The sequence below is a fragment of the Actinomadura vinacea genome, assembly GCF_039532545.1.
Lineage (GTDB): Bacteria > Actinomycetota > Actinomycetes > Streptosporangiales > Streptosporangiaceae > Spirillospora > Spirillospora vinacea.
The window spans coordinates 191,296-212,399 of record NZ_BAAARW010000039.1; the positions used below are offsets into that span (position 1 = coordinate 191,296).

At 71.2% G+C, this 21,104-nt stretch carries 15 protein-coding genes; 10 read left to right on the plus strand and 5 right to left on the minus strand.

All coding sequences use genetic code 11. The annotated features are described in order from the left end of the window. Positions 1-88: 88 nt before the first annotated feature. The 10 genes from metH (at position 89) to ABD340_RS42200 (ending at position 13,450) form a co-directional block, all read left to right on the plus strand. The gene (metH, locus tag ABD340_RS42155) at positions 89-3,568 is read left to right on the plus strand and encodes a methionine synthase (protein WP_344597064.1); all 3,480 of its coding nucleotides are present in this window, start codon (positions 89-91) and stop codon (positions 3,566-3,568) included. A 4-nt stretch (positions 3,569-3,572) separates the two neighbouring features. Then, the gene (locus ABD340_RS42160; RefSeq protein WP_344597066.1) at positions 3,573-3,737 is read left to right on the plus strand and encodes a hypothetical protein; all 165 of its coding nucleotides are present in this window, start codon (positions 3,573-3,575) and stop codon (positions 3,735-3,737) included. A gap of 10 nt (positions 3,738-3,747) precedes the next feature. Next, positions 3,748-4,461 carry an HAD family hydrolase gene (locus ABD340_RS42165; protein ID WP_344597067.1) on the plus strand — a complete coding sequence of 238 codons (714 nt, stop codon included), beginning with the start codon at positions 3,748-3,750 and terminating at the stop codon, positions 4,459-4,461. 134 nt (positions 4,462-4,595) lie between these two features. Then, complete coding sequence (locus ABD340_RS42170) at positions 4,596-5,033, plus strand: hypothetical protein (protein WP_344597069.1); 438 nt, start codon at positions 4,596-4,598, stop codon at positions 5,031-5,033. A 676-nt stretch (positions 5,034-5,709) separates the two neighbouring features. Further along, on the plus strand, positions 5,710-6,708 hold the full coding sequence (locus ABD340_RS42175) for an ABC transporter permease (RefSeq protein ID WP_344597071.1): 999 nt from the start codon (positions 5,710-5,712) through the stop codon (positions 6,706-6,708). A gap of 39 nt (positions 6,709-6,747) precedes the next feature. Further along, positions 6,748-8,499, plus strand: coding sequence for an ABC transporter substrate-binding protein (locus tag ABD340_RS42180; RefSeq protein WP_344597073.1), 1,752 nt, complete (start codon positions 6,748-6,750; stop codon positions 8,497-8,499). 95 nt (positions 8,500-8,594) lie between these two features. After that, positions 8,595-9,605: an ABC transporter permease gene (locus ABD340_RS42185; RefSeq protein ID WP_344597075.1), complete on the plus strand. Its 1,011-nt coding sequence runs from the start codon at positions 8,595-8,597 to the stop codon at positions 9,603-9,605. Continuing rightward, positions 9,605-10,687 (plus strand): ABC transporter ATP-binding protein, encoded by a 1,083-nt coding sequence (locus tag ABD340_RS42190; RefSeq protein WP_425547522.1) that lies wholly within the window; start codon positions 9,605-9,607, stop codon positions 10,685-10,687. The genes ABD340_RS42185 and ABD340_RS42190 overlap by 1 nt, the downstream gene beginning before the upstream one ends. A gap of 254 nt (positions 10,688-10,941) precedes the next feature. Then, positions 10,942-12,066 carry an ABC transporter ATP-binding protein gene (locus ABD340_RS42195; RefSeq protein ID WP_425547530.1) on the plus strand — a complete coding sequence of 375 codons (1,125 nt, stop codon included), beginning with the start codon at positions 10,942-10,944 and terminating at the stop codon, positions 12,064-12,066. A 91-nt stretch (positions 12,067-12,157) separates the two neighbouring features. Further along, complete coding sequence (locus tag ABD340_RS42200; RefSeq protein WP_344597079.1) at positions 12,158-13,450, plus strand: MFS transporter; 1,293 nt, start codon at positions 12,158-12,160, stop codon at positions 13,448-13,450. Between the two features lie 361 nt (positions 13,451-13,811). Here ABD340_RS42200 and ABD340_RS42205 read toward each other — a convergent pair whose 3' ends face one another. From ABD340_RS42205 to ABD340_RS42225, 5 genes are all read right to left on the minus strand, one after another. Continuing rightward, entirely contained in the window at positions 13,812-16,304 is a 2,493-nt protein-coding gene (locus tag ABD340_RS42205) for an ABC transporter permease (protein WP_344597080.1), read from the minus strand. Beyond that, entirely contained in the window at positions 16,301-17,095 is a 795-nt protein-coding gene (locus ABD340_RS42210) for an ABC transporter ATP-binding protein (RefSeq protein ID WP_344597082.1), read from the minus strand. Before ABD340_RS42210 ends, ABD340_RS42205 begins: the two co-directional genes overlap by 4 nt. A gap of 769 nt (positions 17,096-17,864) precedes the next feature. Further along, a complete protein-coding gene (locus ABD340_RS42215; protein ID WP_344597084.1) occupies positions 17,865-18,590 on the minus strand; it encodes a response regulator in 726 nt (241 codons plus the stop codon). A gap of 53 nt (positions 18,591-18,643) precedes the next feature. Beyond that, positions 18,644-19,861: a sensor histidine kinase gene (locus ABD340_RS42220; RefSeq protein ID WP_344597086.1), complete on the minus strand. Its 1,218-nt coding sequence runs from the start codon at positions 19,859-19,861 to the stop codon at positions 18,644-18,646. A 207-nt stretch (positions 19,862-20,068) separates the two neighbouring features. Then, entirely contained in the window at positions 20,069-20,983 is a 915-nt protein-coding gene (locus tag ABD340_RS42225) for a RecB family exonuclease (RefSeq protein WP_344597087.1), read from the minus strand. Positions 20,984-21,104: the final 121 nt, after the last annotated feature.

A 21,104-nucleotide genomic window follows, 5' to 3' on the forward strand; every position in this document is an offset into this window, starting at 1 on the left:
CGCGGAGCGAACGGATGTGACCGGCGCCTCGGCCGCGCACCGGAAGGTGCGCCCGGCCGGTCGGGACGCCCGGTTAGGCTTGTGCACCATGAGCACTCCCACATCGCAGTCACTGCGCCAGGCCCTCAAGCAACGCGTCGTCGTGGCGGACGGTGGCATGGGGACGATGCTCCAGGACGCCGGCCCCACCCTCGACGACTTCCAGGGCCACGAGGGCTGCAACGAGATCCTGAACGTCACCCGGCCCGACATCGTGCGCGGGGTGCACACGGCCTACTTCGACGCCGGCGTCGACTGCGTCGAGACCAACACCTTCGGCGCCAACCTCGGCAACCTCGGCGAGTACGACATCACCGAGCGGATCTTCGAGCTGGCCGAGGCCGGCGCCCGGCTGGCCCGCGAGGTCGCCGACTCCTACTCCACGCCCGAGCGGCCGCGCTGGGTCATCGGGTCGGTCGGGCCCGGCACCAAGCTGCCCACGCTGGGCCACGTGCCGTTCGCCGAACTGCGCGACGCCTACCAGCTGAACGCCGAAGGGCTCATCGCCGGCGGCGCGCAGGCGATCCTGGTGGAGACCTGCCAGGACCTGCTGCAGGCCAAGGCCGCGCTGATCGGCGCCAAGCGCGCCATCGCCGCGGCCGGCGCCGACACGGTGCTGATCGGGCAGGTCACCATCGAGCAGAACGGCGCGATGCTGATGGGCTCGGAGATCGGCGCCGCGCTGACCGCGCTGGAGCCGCTGGACCTGGACCTGATCGGCCTCAACTGCGCCACCGGCCCGGCCGAGATGAGCGAGCACCTGCGCTACCTGGCCCGGCACGCCCGGATCGGGCTGTCGTGCATGCCGAACGCGGGCCTGCCCGAGCTGACCTCCGACGGCGCCCACTACCCGCTGACGCCGGGCCAGCTGGCCGACGCGCACGACACCTTCACCCGGGACTTCGGGCTGTCGCTGGTGGGCGGCTGCTGCGGCACCACCCCCGAGCACCTGCGGCAGGTCGTGGAGCGGGTCCGCGGCCGCGAGCCGGCCGAGCGCAGGCCCCGCCCCGAGAACGGCGCCGCCTCGCTCTACCAGCACGTCCCGTTCCGCCAGGACACCTCCTACCTGGCGATCGGCGAACGCACCAACGCCAACGGCTCCAAGGCCTTCCGCGAGGCGATGCTGGACGAACGCTGGGACGACTGCGTCAAGATCGCCCGGGACCAGGCCCGGGACGGCGCGCACATGATCGACCTGTGCGTCGACTACGTCGGCCGCGACGGCGTGGGCGACATGAAGGAGCTGGCGTTCCGGTTCGCCACCGCGGCCACGCTCCCGATCGTGCTGGACTCCACCGAGACCCCGGTGATCGAGGCCGGGCTGGAGATGCTCGGCGGCCGCGCGGTGGTCAACTCCGTCAGCTTCGAGGACGGCGACGGCGAGGGCTCCAAACTGCGCCGGCTGATGCCGATCGTCCGCGAGCACGGCGCCGCGGTCGTGGTGATGTGCATCGACGAAGAGGGGCAGGCGCGCACCGCCGAGTGGAAGGTGCGGATCGCCGCCCGGATGATCGAGGAGCTGACCGGCAACTGGGGGATGCGGGTCGAGGACATCATCGTCGACTGCCTCACCTTCACCATCGGCACCGGCCAGGAGGAATCGCGCCGGGACGCGCTGGAGACCATCGAGGCGATCCGCGGGCTCAAGCGCCGCCACCCGAACGTGCAGACCACGCTGGGCCTGTCCAACGTCTCCTTCGGCCTCAACCCCGCCGCCCGGATCGTGCTGAACTCGGTGTTCCTGAACGAGTGCGCCGACGCCGGACTGGACTCGGCGATCGTGCACGCCTCCAAGATCCTGCCGATGGCGCGGATCCCCGAGGAGCAGCGCAAGGTCGCCCTCGACCTGGTCTACGACCGGCGCACCGAAGGCTACGACCCGCTGATCCGCTTCATGGAGCTGTTCGAGGGCGTCGACACCGCGGCGCTGAAGGCCGACCGGGCCGCCGAGCTGCTGGCGCTGCCGCTGTGGGAGCGGCTCAAGCGCCGCATCGTCGACGGCGAACTGGACGGCCTCAACGCCGACCTGGACGAGGCCCTCGCCCAGCGGCCCGCCCTGGAGATCGTCAACGACGTGCTGCTGGACGGCATGAAGACGGTCGGGGAGCTGTTCGGGTCGGGGCAGATGCAGCTGCCGTTCGTGCTGCAGTCGGCGGAGGTCATGAAGACCGCCGTGGCCTACCTCGAGCCGCACATGGAGAAGGCCGACGACGGCGGCAAGGGCCGGATCGTGCTGGCCACCGTCAAGGGCGACGTGCACGACATCGGCAAGAACCTGGTCGACATCATCCTGTCCAACAACGGCTACGAGGTGGTCAACCTCGGCATCAAGCAGCCGATGTCGGCGATCCTGGAGGCCGCCCGCGACAAGCAGGCCGACGTGGTCGGGATGTCCGGGCTGCTGGTGAAGTCCACCGTGATCATGAAGGAGAACCTGGAGGAGCTGAACTCCCGCGGCCTGGCCGAGGAGTGGCCGGTGCTGCTGGGCGGGGCCGCCCTCACCCGCGCCTACGTCGAGCAGGACCTGGCCGAGCTGTTCGACGGCGAGGTCCGCTACGCCCGCGACGCATTCGAGGGGCTGCGGCTGATGGACGCGTTCATGGCCGTCAAGCGCGGCGAGGAGGGCGCGCAACTGCCGCCGCTGCGGGAGCGGCGGGTCAAGCGGCGCGGCGCCCGGTTCGAGGTGACCGAGCCGGAGGACATGCCCGCCCGGTCCGACGTCGCCGCCGACAACAAGCTGCCCGAGCCGCCGTTCTTCGGCGACCGGATCGTCAAGGGCATCCCGCTGAACGACTACGCCGCGTTCCTGGACGAGCGGGCCACGTTCATGGGCCAATGGGGCCTCAAGCCGGCCCGCGGCGGCGACGGCCCGTCCTACGAGGAACTGGTGGAGACCGAAGGCCGGCCCCGGCTGCGGATGTGGCTGGACCGCGTGCAGACCGAGGGCCTGATCGAGGCCGCGGTCGTGTACGGCTACTACCCGGCCGTTAGCGAGGGCGACGACCTGGTGCTGCTGAACGACGACGGCTCCGAGCGCGAGCGGTTCACCTTCCCGCGCCAGCGCCGCGACCGGCACCTGTGCCTGGCCGACTTCTTCCGGCCGCGCGCGTCGGGCGAGGTCGACGTGGCCGCGTTCCAGCTGGTCACCGTCGGCTCCAAGATCAGCCAGGCCACCGGCGAGCTGTTCGCCAAGAACTCCTACCGCGACTACCTGGAGCTGCACGGCCTGTCGGTGCAGCTGACCGAGGCGCTGATGGAGTACTGGCACACCCGGATCCGCTCGGAGCTGGGCTTCGGCGGCGAGGACTCCTCCGACGTGGAGGACTTCTTCAAGCTCGGCTACCGCGGCGCCCGGTTCTCCTTCGGCTACGCCGCCTGCCCGGATCTGGAGGACCGCGTCAAGCTGGTGCGGCTGCTGGACCCCGAGCGGGTCGGGGTGAGCCTGTCGGAGGAGCTGCAACTGGTCCCCGAGCAGTCGGCGGACGCGCTCGTCGTCCACCACCCCGAGGCCAAGTACTTCAACACCTGACGGGATGTCGTACCGGCGGAAGCGGAACGCCGCGGCCCGGCGGGAGGGGCGTGCCGCGGACCGGGACGCGCGTCCCGATCTCGGTATGCGGCTCCTCGGCGGGCTGCTGCTCAAGCCTCGCGCGCGGCGTGCGGTGCGCCACAAGCAGGCCGGTCCGCGCCCGCCATGACGTACCGTCGATGATCGTTGCCGGTACGTCCGGCGACTTCCGACCGACGACACTGGGGAAGCGTGTGAAGGGCAACGGCGGCCTGGGGGCCGTGCTGTTCGACATGGACGGCCTGCTGATCGACTCCGAGCGGCTGTGGCTGGAGGTCGAGACCGAGGTCATGGCGTGGCTGGGCGGCTCGTGGGGACCCGAGCAGCAGGAGCACCTGGTGGGCGGCTCCCTGGACTCGGCCGTGGCGTACATGCTCGACCTGACCGGCGCCGCCGCCTCCCCGGAGGAGGTGGGGCGGCGGATGCTGGAGGGCATGGCCGGGCGGCTGGAGACGGCCGTGCCGATGATGCCCGGCGCCAAGGACCTGCTGGCCGAGGTGCGCGCCGCGGGGGTGCCGGCGGCGCTGGTGTCCTCCAGCCACCGGCGGCTGATCGAGCCGGCGCTGGAGGCGATCGGGCGGGAGCACTTCGTCCTCAGCGTGGCCGGCGACGAGGTGTCGCGGACCAAGCCCGACCCCGAACCGTACCTGACGGCGGCGCGACGCCTCGGCCTGCCGCCGGGCCGCTGCGTGGTGCTGGAGGACTCCCCGAACGGGGTCGCGGCGGCGGAGGCGGCGGGCTGCGTGACGGTGGCGGTGCCGTGCCTGCTGCCGATCCCCCCGGCGCCGGGCCGGACCGTCGTCGAATCGTTGCACGACATTGATCTTCCCCGGTTGCGGGCCCTGGTCCCCTGACCCCTCCCTAGGGGACGGGATCACGCAGAAGGATGAGACCGGACAGGCCGGAAACCGTCCGCCGGGAGGAGCGGGAACCGGCTCGGGCGTGTGACGATGGGAAGAGCACGACCGAGGGAGATTGAGGGGCCGGCATGACCGACGCGACCATATTCGCGATCAGCCTGGGGATCACTCTGCTCGGGCTGGTCATCAGCTGGGGTGTCTACAAGCGGCGCGGTCTCGCCTCGGCCATGCGCGGGGCGGCCTGGTCGCTGGTGCCGCTGGCGGCCACCATGACGGGCGTGACGAAGTTCTTCGTCGACATGGCGACCTTCAACCTGGAGAAGTGGGGCGGCGCCGCCATCGCGGGCGTGGCCGTCCTGCTCTACCTGACCTCGGGGGTCATGCTGAGCCGCCGCGCGGGCGCGGCCGCCCCCGAACGGCCTGCGGCCGGCGGCCGGCAGGAGCGCAAGGCCGCCGGGAAGAAGCCGGCCAAGGCGCCCAAGGGCGAGATCGGGTCCGCGGGCCCCGCCGCCGACCCGGAGATGGCGGAGATCGAGGAGATCCTCCGCAACCGCGGAATCAAGTGACCCGCCTCCCGGAGCCGCTGCCCCTTCACACGGCGCCGCCCCCCCGGAAGCCTGCTCTAGCTCGAGCCGCCCGAGCCGAGCCGCCGGGTTCTTGACCCGTCCGGCCCGAGCCGCCTGAGCCGAGCCACCCGGAAGGCCGGGGCCGAGCCACCGTGGTCCTGAGTCGCCTGGGCTGAGTCGTCCGGGCCGGGCCCGGCCTTCGGGCGGTCGCCGAGTCGTCCGCTTGAGACGAGCGGTGGCGGATCGTCCCATCGCTCACTTCTGGCACAGCCGTCACGCCGGGTGGGGAGGTGCACCGTCGGCGGTGCGCCTCCCCGCTCGGCGATTTGCCGTTTCCGGGGCCCTGACCTGCGCACGATCGGTATCGAAACGGACTCAGTCCGGTAAAGCTTCCTGGTCTAGACCGGTTCGCCGTTGCGTCACCCGCGGTCGCGGGCCGTACTATTCGGGCGCTTTGCCGATGCATTGTGCGGATCGCATGTGCCCGAGATGACGACGAGATCACAAGTCAGATACGGGTACTGGCCACAGCCCGCTTCGTGGATGGACAGTCTTCCCCGAAGGACTAGGTTTCCCTCCAGCAAACGCGGCGTAACGGGCACGGGCGGCGGACGATCTCCACGCCCGCGCGAGGTCGGGCGGCCGCAGCGTGGCCCGAGGGTAGGAGGTACGGAGCGTGACCGCACCGATCGAGGTGACGGGGTCGGACAAGGAGGCCCAGCCGGAGGCCGTGCTGGCCGGCGTCGGCGGGAAGGCCATCCAGGGCCGTTCGCTCGGGCAGATCGCCTGGCTGCGGCTGCGCCGCGACAAGGTCGCGATGATCGGCGGAATCCTGATCATCCTGCTGACCCTCATGGCCGTGTTCGCTCCGCTCATCGTCAAGCTGCTCGGGCACCCGCCCAACCAGTTCCACCAGGAACTCCTCGACCCGACCTTCGGCTCGCCCACCAAGCCGATGGGCGGCATGAGCGGCGAGTACCTGCTGGGCCTGGAGCCCAACACCGGCCGCGACCTGTTCAGCCGCATCGTCTACGGCGCGCGCGTGTCGCTGCTGGTCGGGTTCCTGGCCACCGTGGTGGCCGCCGTGATCGGCACCGCGCTCGGCGTGGTCGCCGGCTACTTCGGCGGCTGGGTCGACTCGGTGATCGCGCGGCTGATGGACGTCTTCCTCGCCTTTCCCCTGCTGCTGTTCTCCATCGCCGTGGTCGGCGTCATCCCCGAGTCGATGCTGGGGCTGACCGGCAACGGCCTGCGGATCGGCGTGCTGGTGTTCGTCATCGGCTTCTTCGGCTGGCCCTACATCGGCCGCATCGTCCGCGGCCAGACCCTTTCGCTGCGCGAGCGCGAGTTCGTCGACGCGGCCCGCAGCATGGGCGCGCGCGGCCCCTACATCATCGTCCGGGAGCTCCTGCCGAACCTGGTGGCGCCGATCCTGGTGTACGCCACGCTCATGATCCCGACCAACATCCTGTTCGAGGCGGCGCTGTCGTTCCTGGGCGTCGGGATCGAGCCGCCCACGCCGTCCTGGGGCGGGATGCTGACCACGGCCATCCAGACCTACCAGGTCGCGCCCTACTTCGTGGTCATCCCCGGCGTCGCGATCTTCATCACCGTCATGGCCTTCAACGTCTTCGGTGACGGTCTGCGTGACGCTCTCGACCCACGGACCCGCTGACCCTCGCGCGGTCCGAACGTCATTAAGGAAAGGGATCTCATGAAAAGGCCCAAGGTTCTGACCGCCGCGGCGGCCGGTGCCGTCGCGCTGAGTCTGGGACTGTCCGCCTGCGGCGGCGGTGGCGACGAGGACAGCGGCGGCACGAGCGTCAGCAACGCCGCCGTCGGCAAGATCCACAACGCCTCGGAGAAGCGCGGCGGGACGCTGAAGATGGCGACCAGCTCCGACATCGACTCCACCGACCCGGGCAACATGTACTACGCCTGGGCGAACAACTTCACCCGGCTGTACTCGCGGATGCTGCTCACCTACCCGGCCAAGCCGGGTCCGGAGGGCTTCAAGCCGGTGCCCGACGTCGCCGAGGCGCTCGGCACTTCCAACGCCGACAAGACCGAGTGGACCTACAAGCTGCGGCGCGGGCTGAAGTACGAGGACGGCTCGGAGATCAGGGCCAAGGACGTCAAGTACGCCGTCGCCCGCACCTTCGACCGCGGCGTGCTGCGCAACGGCCCCAGCTACTTCTCCCAGTTGCTGGACGCCGACGGGTACAAGGGCCCGTACAAGGACAAGAACCTTGACAACTTCAAGGGTGTGTCGACCCCCGACGACTACACCGTGGTGTTCCACCTGAAGGACCCGTTCGCCGAGTTCAACGAGCTGGTGACCTTCAGCGGGCAGACGGCCCCGGTGCCGCAGGCCAAGGACAAGGGCGAGCGGTACGGTCTGCACCCCTTCTCCTCCGGCCCGTACAAGTGGCAGGCCGACTACCAGCCCGGCAAGGGCGGCACCCTGGTCCGCAATGACCAGTGGAACCAGTCGACCGACCCCAACCGCAAGCAGCTGCCCGACCAGATCCAGGTGATCGCGGGCATGAACCAGGACGAGCTGGACAACCAGCTGCTGGCCGGCCAGATCCACGTCGACCTGCCCGGCACCGGCGTGGCCGACAACGGCCGCAAGACGCTGCTGTCGAGCGCGGACCACCGCAAGAACGCCGACAACGCGCCCGGCGGGTTCACCTGGTACAACCCGATCAACACGGCGGTGGTCCCCAACATCGACTGCCGCCGCGCGATGGTGTGGGCCGCGAACCGCGACGCCATGTGGCGCGCCTACGGCGGTGACGTCGGCGGCGAGCTGTCGACCACGATCATGCCGCCGAACATCGAGGGCCGCGAAAAGGGCACCGACCACTACACCAAGTCCCAGAAGGGCTACACCGGCGACGTGACCAAGGCCAAGGAGGCCCTGGCCAAGTGCGGGAAGCCCAACGGCTTCGAGGTCAAGATGGTGTACCGCAGCGACCGCCTGAAGGAGAAGGCCGTCGCCGAGGCGCTGCAGGAGTCCCTGGGCCGTGTCGGCATCAAGCTGACGCTGCAGGGCTACCCGGCCAACACCTACACCAACGACCAGTTCGGTTCCCCGGCCTTCAACAAGAAGGAGAACATCGGGATCGGCACCTACGGCTGGCACGCCGACTGGCCGACCGGCTACGGCTACCTGCAGGCGGTCACCGACAAGAAGGCGATCGTCGAGTCCGGCAACGCCAACAACTCGGAGTTCAACGACGCCTGGGTCAACCAGCAGTGGAACGACGTCGTGAAGGTCCAGGACCCGGCGCAGCGCGCCAAGGTCTACAACCAGATCGACGACAAGTACCGCGAGCAGGCCGCGGTGGTCCCGAACGTGTACGCCAAGTCCCTGCTGTACCGGCCGGCCACGCTGACCAACATCTTCTTCCACGAGGGCTTCGGGATGTACAACTACTCGACCCTGGGCCTGAGCGGCTAGAGCACGCCCTGGTCGACTCGCTGAACGAAAGCAGGTGAAGGCAGCGGGCGGCCTTCCGGGGCGACACCCCGGGAGGCCGCCCATCGCCGCAGACCGTGATCGCATATATCGTTCGCCGGCTGGTGGGCGCGGTCGCGCTGATGCTGGTCATCAGCGCGGTGACCTTCTCGATCTTCTTTCTGCTGCCCCGGATAGCCGGTACCACCAGCGATGATCTCGCCTCCCGGTTCGCGGGGAAGGCGCCGACTCCCGAGACGGTGCAGGCCGTCAAGGAGCGGTTCGGGTTCGACGACCCCATCGCGGTTCAGTACGGCCGGTTCGTCAAGGGCGTGGTGGCCGGCGACACCTACGACACCGGCACCGCCGAGATCGACTGCCCGGCGCCGTGCTTCGGGTACTCCTTCCGCACCAACACCAATGTGACCGACCAGCTCGTCGACCGGCTCCCGGTCACGCTGTCGCTGGTGGTGGGCGCGGCCGTGCTGTGGCTGGTGATCGGGATCTCGATCGGAGTGCTGTCGGCGCTGCGCCGCGGCTCGTTCTTCGACCGGGCGACGATGCTGGTGGCGCTGGCGGGGGTGTCCCTGCCGATCTTCTTCACCGGGCTGCTGTCGCTGACGTTCGTGGTCCACGAGTGGGGGCTGCTGCCTCCGGTGAGATACACCGGCTTCCTGGACAACCCGTTCGCGTGGGCGGGTAATCTCATCTTGCCCTGGGTGACCCTGGCGTTCCTGTACGCGGCGATGTACGCGCGGATGACCAGGGCGGGGATGCTCGAGACCCTGAACGAGGACTATATCCGCACGGCCCGCGCCAAGGGCCTGCCGGAGGGCACGGTGATCAGCAAGCATGCGCTGCGGTCCACTCTGACGCCGCTGCTGACGCTGTTCGGCCTGGACATCGGGCTGCTGCTGGGCGGGGCGGTGCTGACCGAGCGGACGTTCTCGCTGGCGGGCCTGGGCCGGCTGGCGCTGGACGGGGTGGTCGGCAGCGACCTGCCGGTGGTGCTGGGCGTGGTGACGGTCGCGGCGCTGTTCATCGTCATCGCCAACCTGGTCGTCGACATCCTGTACGGGGTCGTCGACCCGAGGGTGAGGCACAGCTGATGGGCAAGGGCGAGCAGAGGGGAGGCACGGTGGGGGAGTCCGCGTCGGAGTCGTCGCCGGAGCCGAGGTCCTTCCTGGACGTGCGCGACCTGCGCATCCATTTCCCGACCGACGACGGCCTGGTCAAGTCGGTGGACGGGCTGTCGTTCCGGCTGGAACGCGGCCGCACGCTGGGCATCGTGGGGGAGTCCGGTTCGGGCAAGAGCGTGACCAGCCTGGGCATCCTGGGCCTGCACAACCGCAAGAACGCGCAGGTGGCGGGGGAGATCTGGCTGGACGGCCAGGAGCTGGTGGGCGCGACGCCGGATCAGGTGCGGCGGCTGCGCGGCCGCCGGATGGCGATGATCTTCCAGGATCCGCTGTCGTCGATGCACCCCTTCTACACGGTGGGGCAGCAGATCGTCGAGGCGTACCGGGTGCACAACGACGTGTCCAAGAAGGTGGCGCGCAAGCACGCGATCGACATGCTGGGCCGGGTCGGGATCCCCAGGCCGGACCGGCGGGTGGACGACTACCCGCACCAGTTCTCCGGCGGGATGCGGCAGCGCGCGATGATCGCGATGGCGCTGTCGTGCGACCCCGAGCTGCTGATCGCCGACGAGCCCACGACGGCGCTGGACGTGACGGTGCAGGCGCAGATCCTGGATCTGATCCGGGATCTGCAGCAGGAGTTCAACTCCGCGATCATCATGATCACCCACGATCTCGGGGTGGTGGCCGAGCTGGCCGATGACATCCTGGTGATGTACGGCGGCCGGTGCGTGGAGTACGGCGGGGTGGACGACGTCTTCCACCGTCCCGAGCACCCTTACACGTGGGGGCTGCTGGGGTCGATGCCGCGGCTGGACCGGCCGCCGGCGGAGCGGCTGATACCGATCAAGGGCGCGCCGCCGAGCCTGATCAATCTCCCGGCGGGCTGCGCGTTCAACCCGCGCTGCGCCTACGAGGGGCTGACCGACGGCAAGGCCACCGCGGAGCGTCCCGAGCTGGTGGAGACCGCGCCGGGGCACAGTGTGGCCTGCCATCTGGCCGCCGAGCGGCGGCGCCGGATCTGGACCGACGAGATCGCTCCCAAGCTGTGAAGGGGGGCAGTGGAGACATGGTGAGCACTTCCGACGACAAGAGCCCCGAGGAGCCCGCGGCCCGCGGCGGAGCCGAGGCCGGGGCCGTTCCGGAGGAGGCCGGCGTGAAGGCGGAGGCGGCCCCGAAGACCAGGCCGGCTCCCGAGGACGACCCCGAGCCGGAACCCGCCTCGGAGTCCGCTTCGGAGTCCGCTTCGGAGGCAGCCTCGGAGCCCGGGGCCGGGTCCCGGGCCGGGGCCGGCAAGGCGTCCGGGGTGCCGCTGGGCAAGGAGGCCCGGTCCGCCGGGGACGGCGGGGGCGGGGAGGTCCTGCTGGAGGTGGACGGCCTCGGCAAGCACTTCCCGGTCACGGCCGGCGTGCTGCGCCGCCAGGTCGCCGCGGTCAAGGCCGTGGACGGGGTGTCGTTCACGGTACGCAAGGGCGAGACGCTGGGGCTGGTCGGCGAGTCGGGCTGCGGCAAGACCACCACCGGCCGCATGATCATGCGGTTGCTGGATCCCAGTTTCGGCCGGATCGTGTTCGAGGGCCGGGACATCACCAAGCTGTCGCAGAAGCGGATGCGGCCGCTCCGCCGCGACCTCCAGATGATCTTCCAGGATCCGTACTCCTCGCTGAACCCGCGGCAGACGGTCGGCGCGATCGTGGGGGCGGCGTTCCGGCTGCAGAAGATCCAGACCGAGCAGGGCGTGAAGAAGGCCGTCCAGGAGCTGCTGGAGCTGGTGGGCCTCAACCCCGAGCACTACAACCGGTACCCGCACGAGTTCTCCGGCGGGCAGCGGCAGCGGATCGGGATCGCGCGGACGCTGGCGCTGCGGCCCAAGCTGATCGTGGCGGACGAGCCGGTGTCGGCGCTGGACGTGTCGGTGCAGGCGCAGGTGGTGAACCTGCTGGAGGACCTGCAGGACGAGCTGGACCTCACCTATGTGGTGATCGCGCATGACCTGTCGGTGGTGCGGCATATCGCCGACCGGGTCGCGGTGATGTACCTGGGCAAGATCGTGGAGATCGCGGATCGCGACGATCTGTACGAGCGGCCGATGCATCCGTACACCAACGCGCTGCTGTCGGCGGTGCCGGTGCCCGATCCGTCGCGGCGGGAGGGCCGGGACCGGATCCGGTTGCAGGGGGACGTGCCCAGTCCGCTGGACCCGCCGCCGGCGTGCCGGTTCCATACCCGCTGCTGGAAGGCGCAGGACATCTGCAAGCAGGTGGAGCCGCCGCTGGTGGAGCTGAGCCCGGGGCATCAGGCAGCGTGCCATTTCCCGGAGAACACCACGGTCAGCGCGACCGATCTGGTGGCGGCGCAGTCGGCGGTGACCAAGGGCGCGGCCGATTCGGGCACGTTGAAGAAGGGCAAGGCCGACTCGGTCGACGACTGACGCGCGCGGCCGGTCCGGGCGGTGAACGTGCCGCCCCGGGCCTGTCCGCCGGTGCGGTATCGATGGCGGCCGGGCGGTCGTGGACGCCGTCGTGCTCCCGTTCGGAGAGCGCGGCGGCGTCGAGCCTTCCCGGGGCGAGGCGGCGGCGTGCGGCGCCGGCGATCGCGGGGAGGTCCGTGCCGGTCCGTTGGATCATTTCGGGTGGCCGGGGCGTTCCTGCACGCTGCGGATGGTGGCGTTGTCGGCGCTGGTGTACGCGCGGACGGGGTCGCCGCTGCTGGCGGCGGTGGCGTTCGGGATCGGTTTTCTGCCGCAGGTGCTGGGCGGGGCGCTGCTGGGGTCGCTGGCCGACCGGCTGCGGCCGCGGCCGCTGGTGGCGGGGGTGTACGCGCTGGAGGCGGGCGCCGCGGCGGCGCTGGCACTGCTGGATCCGCCGATCGCGGTGTGCCTGCTGCTGGTGGCGGTGGTGGCGTGCGTGACGCCGGTGATGTCGGGGGCGGTGTACCGGCTGGCGGCGGAGGTGCTGCCGGGGGACGGGTACGTGCTGGGCCGGTCGCTGATGATGGTCGCGGCGTCGGTGGCGCAGCTGCTGGGGCTGGCGTTCGGCGGGGTCGCGGTGGTGGCCTTGGGGGCGCGGCAGGCGCTGCTGGTGGCCTGCGCGGTGTACGCGGTGGCGGCGCTGCTGGTGCGGGTGCTGCTGGAGGATCTGCCGCCGGCACCGCCGTCCGGCGGTGCGGGCGGGGGCGCCGCGGGGTCGTTCGTGGGGGCGAGCTGGGCGGTGAACCGGCGGCTGCTGGCGGATCGGACGGTGCGGGTGGTGCTGCTGGCGCAGTGGCTGCCGGTGTCGTTCGTGGCGGGTGCGGAGAGCCTGCTGTTCCCGTACGCGCAGGTGCGGGGGTTCGCGGAGGGGGCAGGGGCGTTCCTGCTGGCGTGCCTGCCGGTGGGGATGATGGCGGGGAATCTGGTGGGCGGGCGGTTGCTGGGGCCGGGGACGCGGGAGCGGCTGGTGGTGCCGTTGATGGTGTTGTTCGGGTTGCCGCTGGCGGCCGCTGTGCCGCTGCCGGTCGCGGCGGTGCTGCTGGGGGTGACGGGCGCGAGTTTGGCCTACGAGCTGGGGCTCCAGCGGCGTTTCGTGGACGTGGTGGCGGCGGGCGCGCGGGGGCAGGCGTTCGGGCTGCTGTCGACGGGGACGATGACGTTGCAGGGGGTCGGCCCGGTGGTGTTCGGCGGGGTGGCCGAGGTCGCGGGGGTGGGCGCGGCGATCGCGTCGGCGGGTGCGGCGACGCTGGTCGTGGCGCTGTCGCTGCGCCGGGGCCTGTCGCGGCCGTCCGCGGCGCCGGTCGCCGACGCGGATGCGGGTTCCGCCCCTCGGCCGGCGGCTTGAGCGGGCCCGCGCCGGGGCCGTGACCGAGCCCGCGGCGGCCGGGCCGCCGTGGAGGATCTCGCCGGTCTCGGCGTCCAGGTGCCGCGGCCTTCGCGCAGCGTGCCGGGGTCGAGTTCGCGGCCGTTGAGGACGGCGCGGCGCAGCCGGCGGGGGAGGAGCTCGGCGAAGGAGTCCGCGCCCGGCCGGGCGCACTCGAACCGCAGGACGGTCCTGGCCGGTGCGCTCGAGCCGACCGAACCTGACTCGCCGACGAGAAAGACCCCCCGCGCGGCCCGTCCGGGACGCGTCCGGACGTGTTCGAGGGCGCCACGCCCCGGGGGTCTCCCGGCGCGTGGCGCCCTTCCGTGTCAGCCGACGAAGGTCACTCGGTGGAGATGGCCTTGAGGACGTCCATCCGTCCGGCGCGCCAGGCGGGCCACAGCGCGGCCAGGACCCCGATCAGGGCGGCGATCACCAGGTAGGCGAACAGCGTCCCGTAGGGGACGCTCAGGTGCGTCAGACCCTGCCCCACCAAGGACCGCTGCAACGCCGCGCCGAAGGACACCCCCACCGCGACACCGAGGACGGCGCCGAACACCGCGATCACGATCGACTCCAGCCGGATCATGCGGCGCAGCTGCCGGCGGCTGATCCCGATCGCGCGCAGCAGCCCGATCTCCCGGGTCCGCTCGATGACCGACAGCGCGAGGGTGTTGACCACCCCGACCGCCGCGATGATCACCGACATGACCAGCAGCACGGTGAGGAAGGTGACGAACACGTCGACCTGCTCGCGGGCGCTGTCCTTCATCGCCGCCTGGTCCTGCACCTCCAGGTTGGGCTGGTCGCGCAGCGTCCCCTGCAGCGCCTTGAGGGTCGCGGCGTCGGCCTGGCGGGCATCGACGAACACCCTGGCCACGATCGGCCGGGCCGTGTGCGCCTGATGGACCGCCTCAGGCACCAGATACGGGCCGAGGAACTCGTTCTTGGAGTACACCCCGGCGACGCGCAACGACCGGGTCCTGCCGTCGGTGAACTGGACCGAGACCGCGCCGCCGACACTCCACCCGTTGGAGCGGGCGGTGTCCTCGTTCACCAGGATCCCGTCGCGGCCCGCGTCCAGCGACCCCGACACCAGCCGCAGGCGCGTGGCCCGGGCCAGCGCCGCGGTGTCGCCCGAAACGTAGGAGGCCCGGTCGCCCTTGATGTTGGCGCTGCCGATGTAGTACGGCGCCGCGCTCTCGACACCGGCGGTGGAGCGCACCCTGCCGACCACATCGGCGCCGATCTGCCCCATCCCGGCCGGCTGGACGATGTAGTCGGCGCCGAACTGCCGGTCGACCTGCGCCTCCACCGAGGTCCGCATGGAGGCCCCCAGCACGTTCACCGTGGTGATCAGCGCCAGCCCGATCATCAACGCGGCGGCGGTGGCGGCGGTACGGCGCGGATTGCGCAGCGCGTTCTGCCGGGCCATCCGGCCCGGAGCGCCCATCAGCCGGGCGAACGGCGCGCCCAGCACCCGCACCACCGGCACGCTGATCACCGGGGCGAGCATCGTCACACCCAGGAACACCGCGAACGCGCCGACCCCCACCAGCACCACCTCGCCGTCCCCGGCGAGCCCGACCCCGATCAGGCCCGCGCCGATCAGGGTGAGCAGCGAGCCCAGCGCGACCCTGACCCGCATCGAGCGGCGCGGCAGCGCCACGTCGTCGCGCATCGCCGCCACCGGCGGGACCTTGGCGGCGCGCCGGGCGGGGAAGTACGCCGACACCATCGTCACGGCGATCCCGACCGCGTACGAGGAGACGACCGGGTTGGCGGTGAGCACCAGCCCGCCCGCGTCCGCGCCCATCATCTGCCCGTTGAGCAGGTACGCCAGCCCCGCGCCGGCGGCCAGGCCGATGCTGGAGCCGACCACGCCGACCGCGAACGCCTCGCCCAGCACCGCCCTGGTGACCTGCGGGCGGGCCGCGCCGATCGCGCGCAGCAGCGCCAGCTCGCGGGTGCGCTGGGCGACCAGCATGGAGAAGGTGTTGAAGATGATGAACGCCCCGACGAAGATCGAGATCAGTGCGAACACCAGCAGGAACGTGCGGAAGAACGTCATGAACCCGGCGACCTCGCTCTTGGCGTCATCGCGCATCTGGGCGCCGGTGACGGCCTCCAGGTTCGCCGGCAGCACCCGCGCGATCCGGTCCCGCAGCACCGTCTCGGAGACGCCGGTGGAACCGACCTGGACGTCGCTGAAATAGCCGGGCTTGAGCAGCAGCCGCTGCGCGGTGGCGGTGTCGAACGCGGTGATGCTGGCGCCCATCATGTCGCCGGTGTCCATCAGCCCGACGACGCGGGCGCGCATCGAGGCGCCGGCGGTGACGATGTGCGCGGTGTCGCCGACCTTCATCTCGGCGCGTTCGGCGGTGGTGGTGTCGAGCGCGACCTCCGACGGGCCCTTGGGCGCGCGTCCCGACGACAGGTCGTAGTCGCCGCCCGGGGTCCAGTTCACCCCCAGCTGCGGCGGCCCCTGCCCGCCGATGACCTTGCCGTCCGGCCCGACGACGGCCGCGTAGCCGCTGACGTTCCCGATCGGTTCCTTGACGCCCTCGACGCGCCGCAGCGTCTCCAGGACCGAGGCGGGCACCGGCTCGGCCGACTGCCCGTCGGGGTTGCTGCCCTTGACGACCTCCTTGGCCCGCACATCGACGGCGACACCCTTGCCGATGCTGTTGAACAGGTCGTCGAACTGCCGGTTCATCGTGTCGGTGAAGATCAGCGTCCCGGCCACGAACGCCACGCCCAGGATCACCGCGACCGCGGTGAGCACGAGCCTGATCTTGTGCGCCGCCAGGTTGCGGAGCGTGACCTTGGCCATCATCGGGCCGCGACCCCCGGCAGATCGAAGCCCTTCATGCGCTCCAGCACCCGGTCGGCGGTCGGCGCCGCCATGGTGTCGACGATCTGCCCGTCGGTGAGGAACACCACCTGGTCGGCGTACGCGGCGGCGGTGGGGTCGTGGGTGACCATCACGACCGTCTGGCCCATCTCCCGGACCGACTCGCGCAGGAACCCCAGCACCTCGGCGCCCGAGCGGGAGTCCAGGTTGCCGGTCGGCTCGTCCGCGAAGATGATCTCCGGGCGGGACGCCAGCGCCCGGGCGCACGCCACCCGCTGCTGCTGGCCCCCCGAAAGCTGGCTGGGCCGGTGCCCCAGCCGCGGCCGCAGCCCCACGGTGTCGATCACCTGGTCGAGCCAGGCCCGGTCGGGCTTGCGGCCCGCGATGTCCATCGGCAACGTGATGTTCTCCAGCGCGGTGAGCGTCGGGACCAGGTTGAACGCCTGGAACACGAAGCCGACCTTGTCGCGGCGCAGCCGGGTCAGCTGCTTGTCCTTCAACCGGGTCAACTCGACATCGCCGATGTAGACCTCTCCGGAGTCCACCGCGTCCAGGCCCGCCATGCAGTGCATCAGCGTGGACTTCCCGGACCCGGACGGCCCCATGATCGCGGTGAAGCGGCCGCGGGGGATGCCCAGGCTCACCCCGTCCAGGGCGATGACCTCGGCGTCCCCGGAGCCGTAGACCTTGGCGATCCGCTGGGCACGCGCGGCGAAATCGCCCGCCCCCGGCGCGGAAGGCGCGTCAGCGGTCGATCGGGCGGTGTCCGTCACTGTGAACTCCCTGTCTGGTCGTCGTGCACCCGGTGCGACCACCGGGCACGGCCGGTCGTCGAACGACCGGATGATGAGGCGAGGTGATCGTGCGCGGACCCGGTCGAAACACCGGACGCGGCCCATTCGTGATCCCCGCATACAGAACATTAGGAGACGGGCGCCTTCAGCGGATGAGTCCCAGGAAGGGAGTTCCCACTCCACCGCTTGCAGGAGGCGCGGGGCCGCGATCGTCCTTCCGGAGTAGGGGAAGACGAGCACCGACCTCAGGGATCCCCCTGCCCCGCCCTCGCGCGCCGCGAACGGCGGCCCCCGATGACCTGCGCCTCCGCACCCGCCACGAGGTACCGCGACGGTCGCGCGCCCCAGGGATGAGACCCCGCCCCGCTGGACACGCCCCCGAACGAACCGACCGGAACCGCGGACCCGAAAAGCCGGCCCCGCGACCTCACAGGACAGAGAACAGACGCGCAACACCCTGTGTGCGCGACGGCTCGGGTATGCGCGGCAGTCGGGTCCCCGCGCGCGGCGGTTCAGGCTCGTGCGCAACGGTCGAGTTCGTGTGCGGCGGTCGGGTTCGTGCGCGCGGCGGTTCAGGCTCGTGCGCAACGCTCGGGTCCGTGCACAACGGGTCGGTGCGCAACGGGTCGGGTCCGTGTGCGGCGGTCGGGTTCGTGCGCGCGGCGGTTCAGGTTCGCGCGCAACGGTCGAGGTCGTGCGCGGCGGTCGGGTCTGGGGGCGAAGTGGGTCGGGTCCGCGCGTGCGGCCGTCAGGACTGGCCGGGGCGGCTCAGACCCGTCTCGTAGGCGTACACGACGGCCTGCACGCGATCGCGCAGCCCCAGCTTGGCCAGCACGTTCCCCACATGCGTCTTCACCGTGGTCTCGCTCACGACCAGCTCGGCCGCGATCTCGGCGTTGGACTGCCCCCGCGCCACATGCGTCAGCACCTCGCGCTCCCGCTCGGTCAGGGTGTTCAGCCCAGGCGGCGGCGACGCGTCCCGCACGGCAGGCAACCGGGTCGCGAACTTGTCCAGCAGCCGCCGCGTCACGCTCGGCGCCACGATCGCGTCACCGGCCGCCACGATCCGGATCGCCTGCACCAGGTCCTCCGGCGGGGAGTCCTTCAGCAGGAAACCGCTCGCCCCGGCCCGCACCGCCTCGATCACGTACTCGTCCAGATCGAAGGTGGTCAGGATCAGCACCCTCGGATCGTGCGAGGCCGCACCGTCCCGGATGATCCGCCGGGTCGCCTCGATCCCGTCCACGCCCGGCATCCGGATGTCCATCAGCACCACGTCCGGCAGCAGCGACCGGGTCATCTCCACCGCGACCCCGCCGTCACCGGCCTCACCCACCACCGCGATATCCGGCTCGGCCTCCAGGATCAACCGGAACCCGGTCCGCAGCAGCGGCTGATCGTCCACCAACAGCACCCGCACCGCGCCCGCCGACCCGCCGTCCATCGCCCCGCCGCTCATCGCGCCACCGCTCATCGCCTCGTCACCACTCGTCCCGCCAAATCTATGCCCACCGCGCACCGCACCGGCTACGCCTCCAGAGGGAACCGGGCACGCACCCCGAACCCCCCGCCGACCCGCGGCCCGATCCTCAGCTCACCGCCGTACAACGCGACCCGCTCGTACATCCCGACCAGACCGTGCCCGGGACGGTCCCCGTTGTCAGCCATGATCGTCGCAGTGCCGCGCCCGTCGTCCTCGATCTCCACCGTCAGGTCCGCGCCGGTGTAACGCAGCCGCACCCACGCCCGCGCCTGCGGCCCCGCGTGCTTGAGAGTGTTCGTCAACGCCTCCTGGATCAACCGGAACGCCGCCACGTCCACGCCCGGCGACGGCGTCCGCGCCTCGCCCTCCACCCACAACTGCACCGACAGGCCCGTGTCACGGACATGGTCCAGCAACTCCCCCAGATCACCCAGACCCGGCTGCGGCGCCAACTCCCCGCCCGCGCTCTCGTCCCGCTCGGTGCGCAGCACCCCCACGATCCGCCGCATCTCGCTCAACGCGGTACGGCCGACCTCCTCGATCGTCGTCATCGCCTCCCGCGCCCCCGCCGGATGCCGGTCCAGGATCCGCCGCGCCGCACCCGCCTGCACCGTCATCACGCTCACATGATGGGCCACGACGTCATGCAGCTCCCGCGCGATCCGCGACCGCTCCTCCACCCGCGCGGCCCGGGCGTCGGTGCCCCGCGCCCGCTCCAACCGCGCCGCCCGGTCCTCCAACTCGGCGAAGTAGGCCCGCCGCAGCCGCAGGTTGCGGCCCAGCACCCACAACCCGATCACCAACGCGTTGTCGGTCATGAACGACATGATCCCCAGCTCGCCCGGGAACGCCACCAGGAACCCGTTCAACGCGACCAGCGCCACCAGCCCGCCCAGCGCGCTGATCGCCAGCCCCCGGTGCGCGGCGACGCTGTACACCGCGACGAGATAGGCGGCGAAATCGGGAATGGACGGCGGGTAATGCCACACCGTCAGCACCACCCAGCCCGCCACGATCACGCACAGCGCCGCCAGCGGCCGCGTCCGCCGGAACGCCAGCATCATCGTCATCGCCACGATCACGACCAGATGCCGCAGATCGGTCTCGGCGTAATAGACGTCCAGCCCGCGAGGGAGATCCTCCAGATACAGCTGCGGCAACCCCAACAGCAGCAACGCCAGCGCCAAAACGGCGTCGGCGGCCTGCGGGCGCGCCTCGAGCCAGGCACGGCAGGTACGAAGACCACTGATGCGGGGTGACACAACACTCACCCTAGGAGTTCGCACCAGGTCGTGAGCCCTCCTGGACGCGGATCCGCGATCCTCCCCAAGGAGGACCCCGGGCCCCGCCCGCTCGCCTGACCGGCCCAGACCCACACCCTCCCCGCGCAAATCACCCCAGGCCACCCGGGCCGCACCACCCGCCCCCGGCGAGCGCCCCACGAACGCGCCCCCGCGGCACCGGAGACCTCAGAGCTCGTCCCGCTCACGCGCCACCGGCTCCAGATCGGCCGGCGACGGCCGATCCACCGGAGCCTCCGGCAACGGCGGGGGAGTGCCACCGAAACCCGGGCACCGCACCTTGTGATCGCACCAATCGCACAACCGGCCGGTGCGATACTGCCACTCGCCCGACTCCATCGCCCGCCGGATCGCCTGCCACAGCGCCACGACCTTACGCTCGGTCGCCCGCAGATCGGCCTCGTCCGGCTCGTACCGCAACACCTCCCCATTCCCCAAATACATCAACTGCAGCAACCGCGGCACCCGACCCTCCCGCCGCCACAGCACCAGCGCATAGAACTTCATCTGGAACAGCGCCCGCGCCTCGAAATCGGCCCGCGGCGCCGCACCGGTCTTGTAATCGACGATCCGCACATCACCCGACGGCGCCACATCCACCCGGTCGATGTAGCCGCGCAGCTTCAACCCCGACTCCAGCACCGTCTCCACGAACAACTCGCGCTCGGCCGGCTCCAGCCGCCGCGGATCCTCCAACGTGAAGTACCGCTCCACCATCGCCCGCGCCTGCGCCAGCCACTCCTCCCGCTCGGCCGCGCCCGCCTCGCCCTCACCGAACAGCGACACCAGCTCCGGCTCGGCCTCCAACAACCGCTCCCACTGCGGCGCCAGCAACCCCACCGCCTCCGCAGAGGTACGCCGCGCCGCGGGCAGGTCGTACAGCCGCTCCAGCACCGCGTGCACCAGCGTGCCCCGCACCTGCGCCAGGGTGGGCCGCTCGGGGATCCGGTCGATCACCCGGAACCGGTACAGCAGCGGACAGGTCATGAAGTCACCCGCCCGCGAAGGGGACAGCGAACCGATCACCACCGGGTCCGAGATGGTCTGCTCGCTCGCCTCACGGCCCGCACCGGTGGTCGTCATGGCACAGCACACTAGGGGACGCCTACGACGAAACCCGCGACACGAAACCGCGACACGAAACCGCGACACGAAACCCGCGACCAGAACCCGCCCCCGCCCGCGCGCCACACCCGCGCCCAGG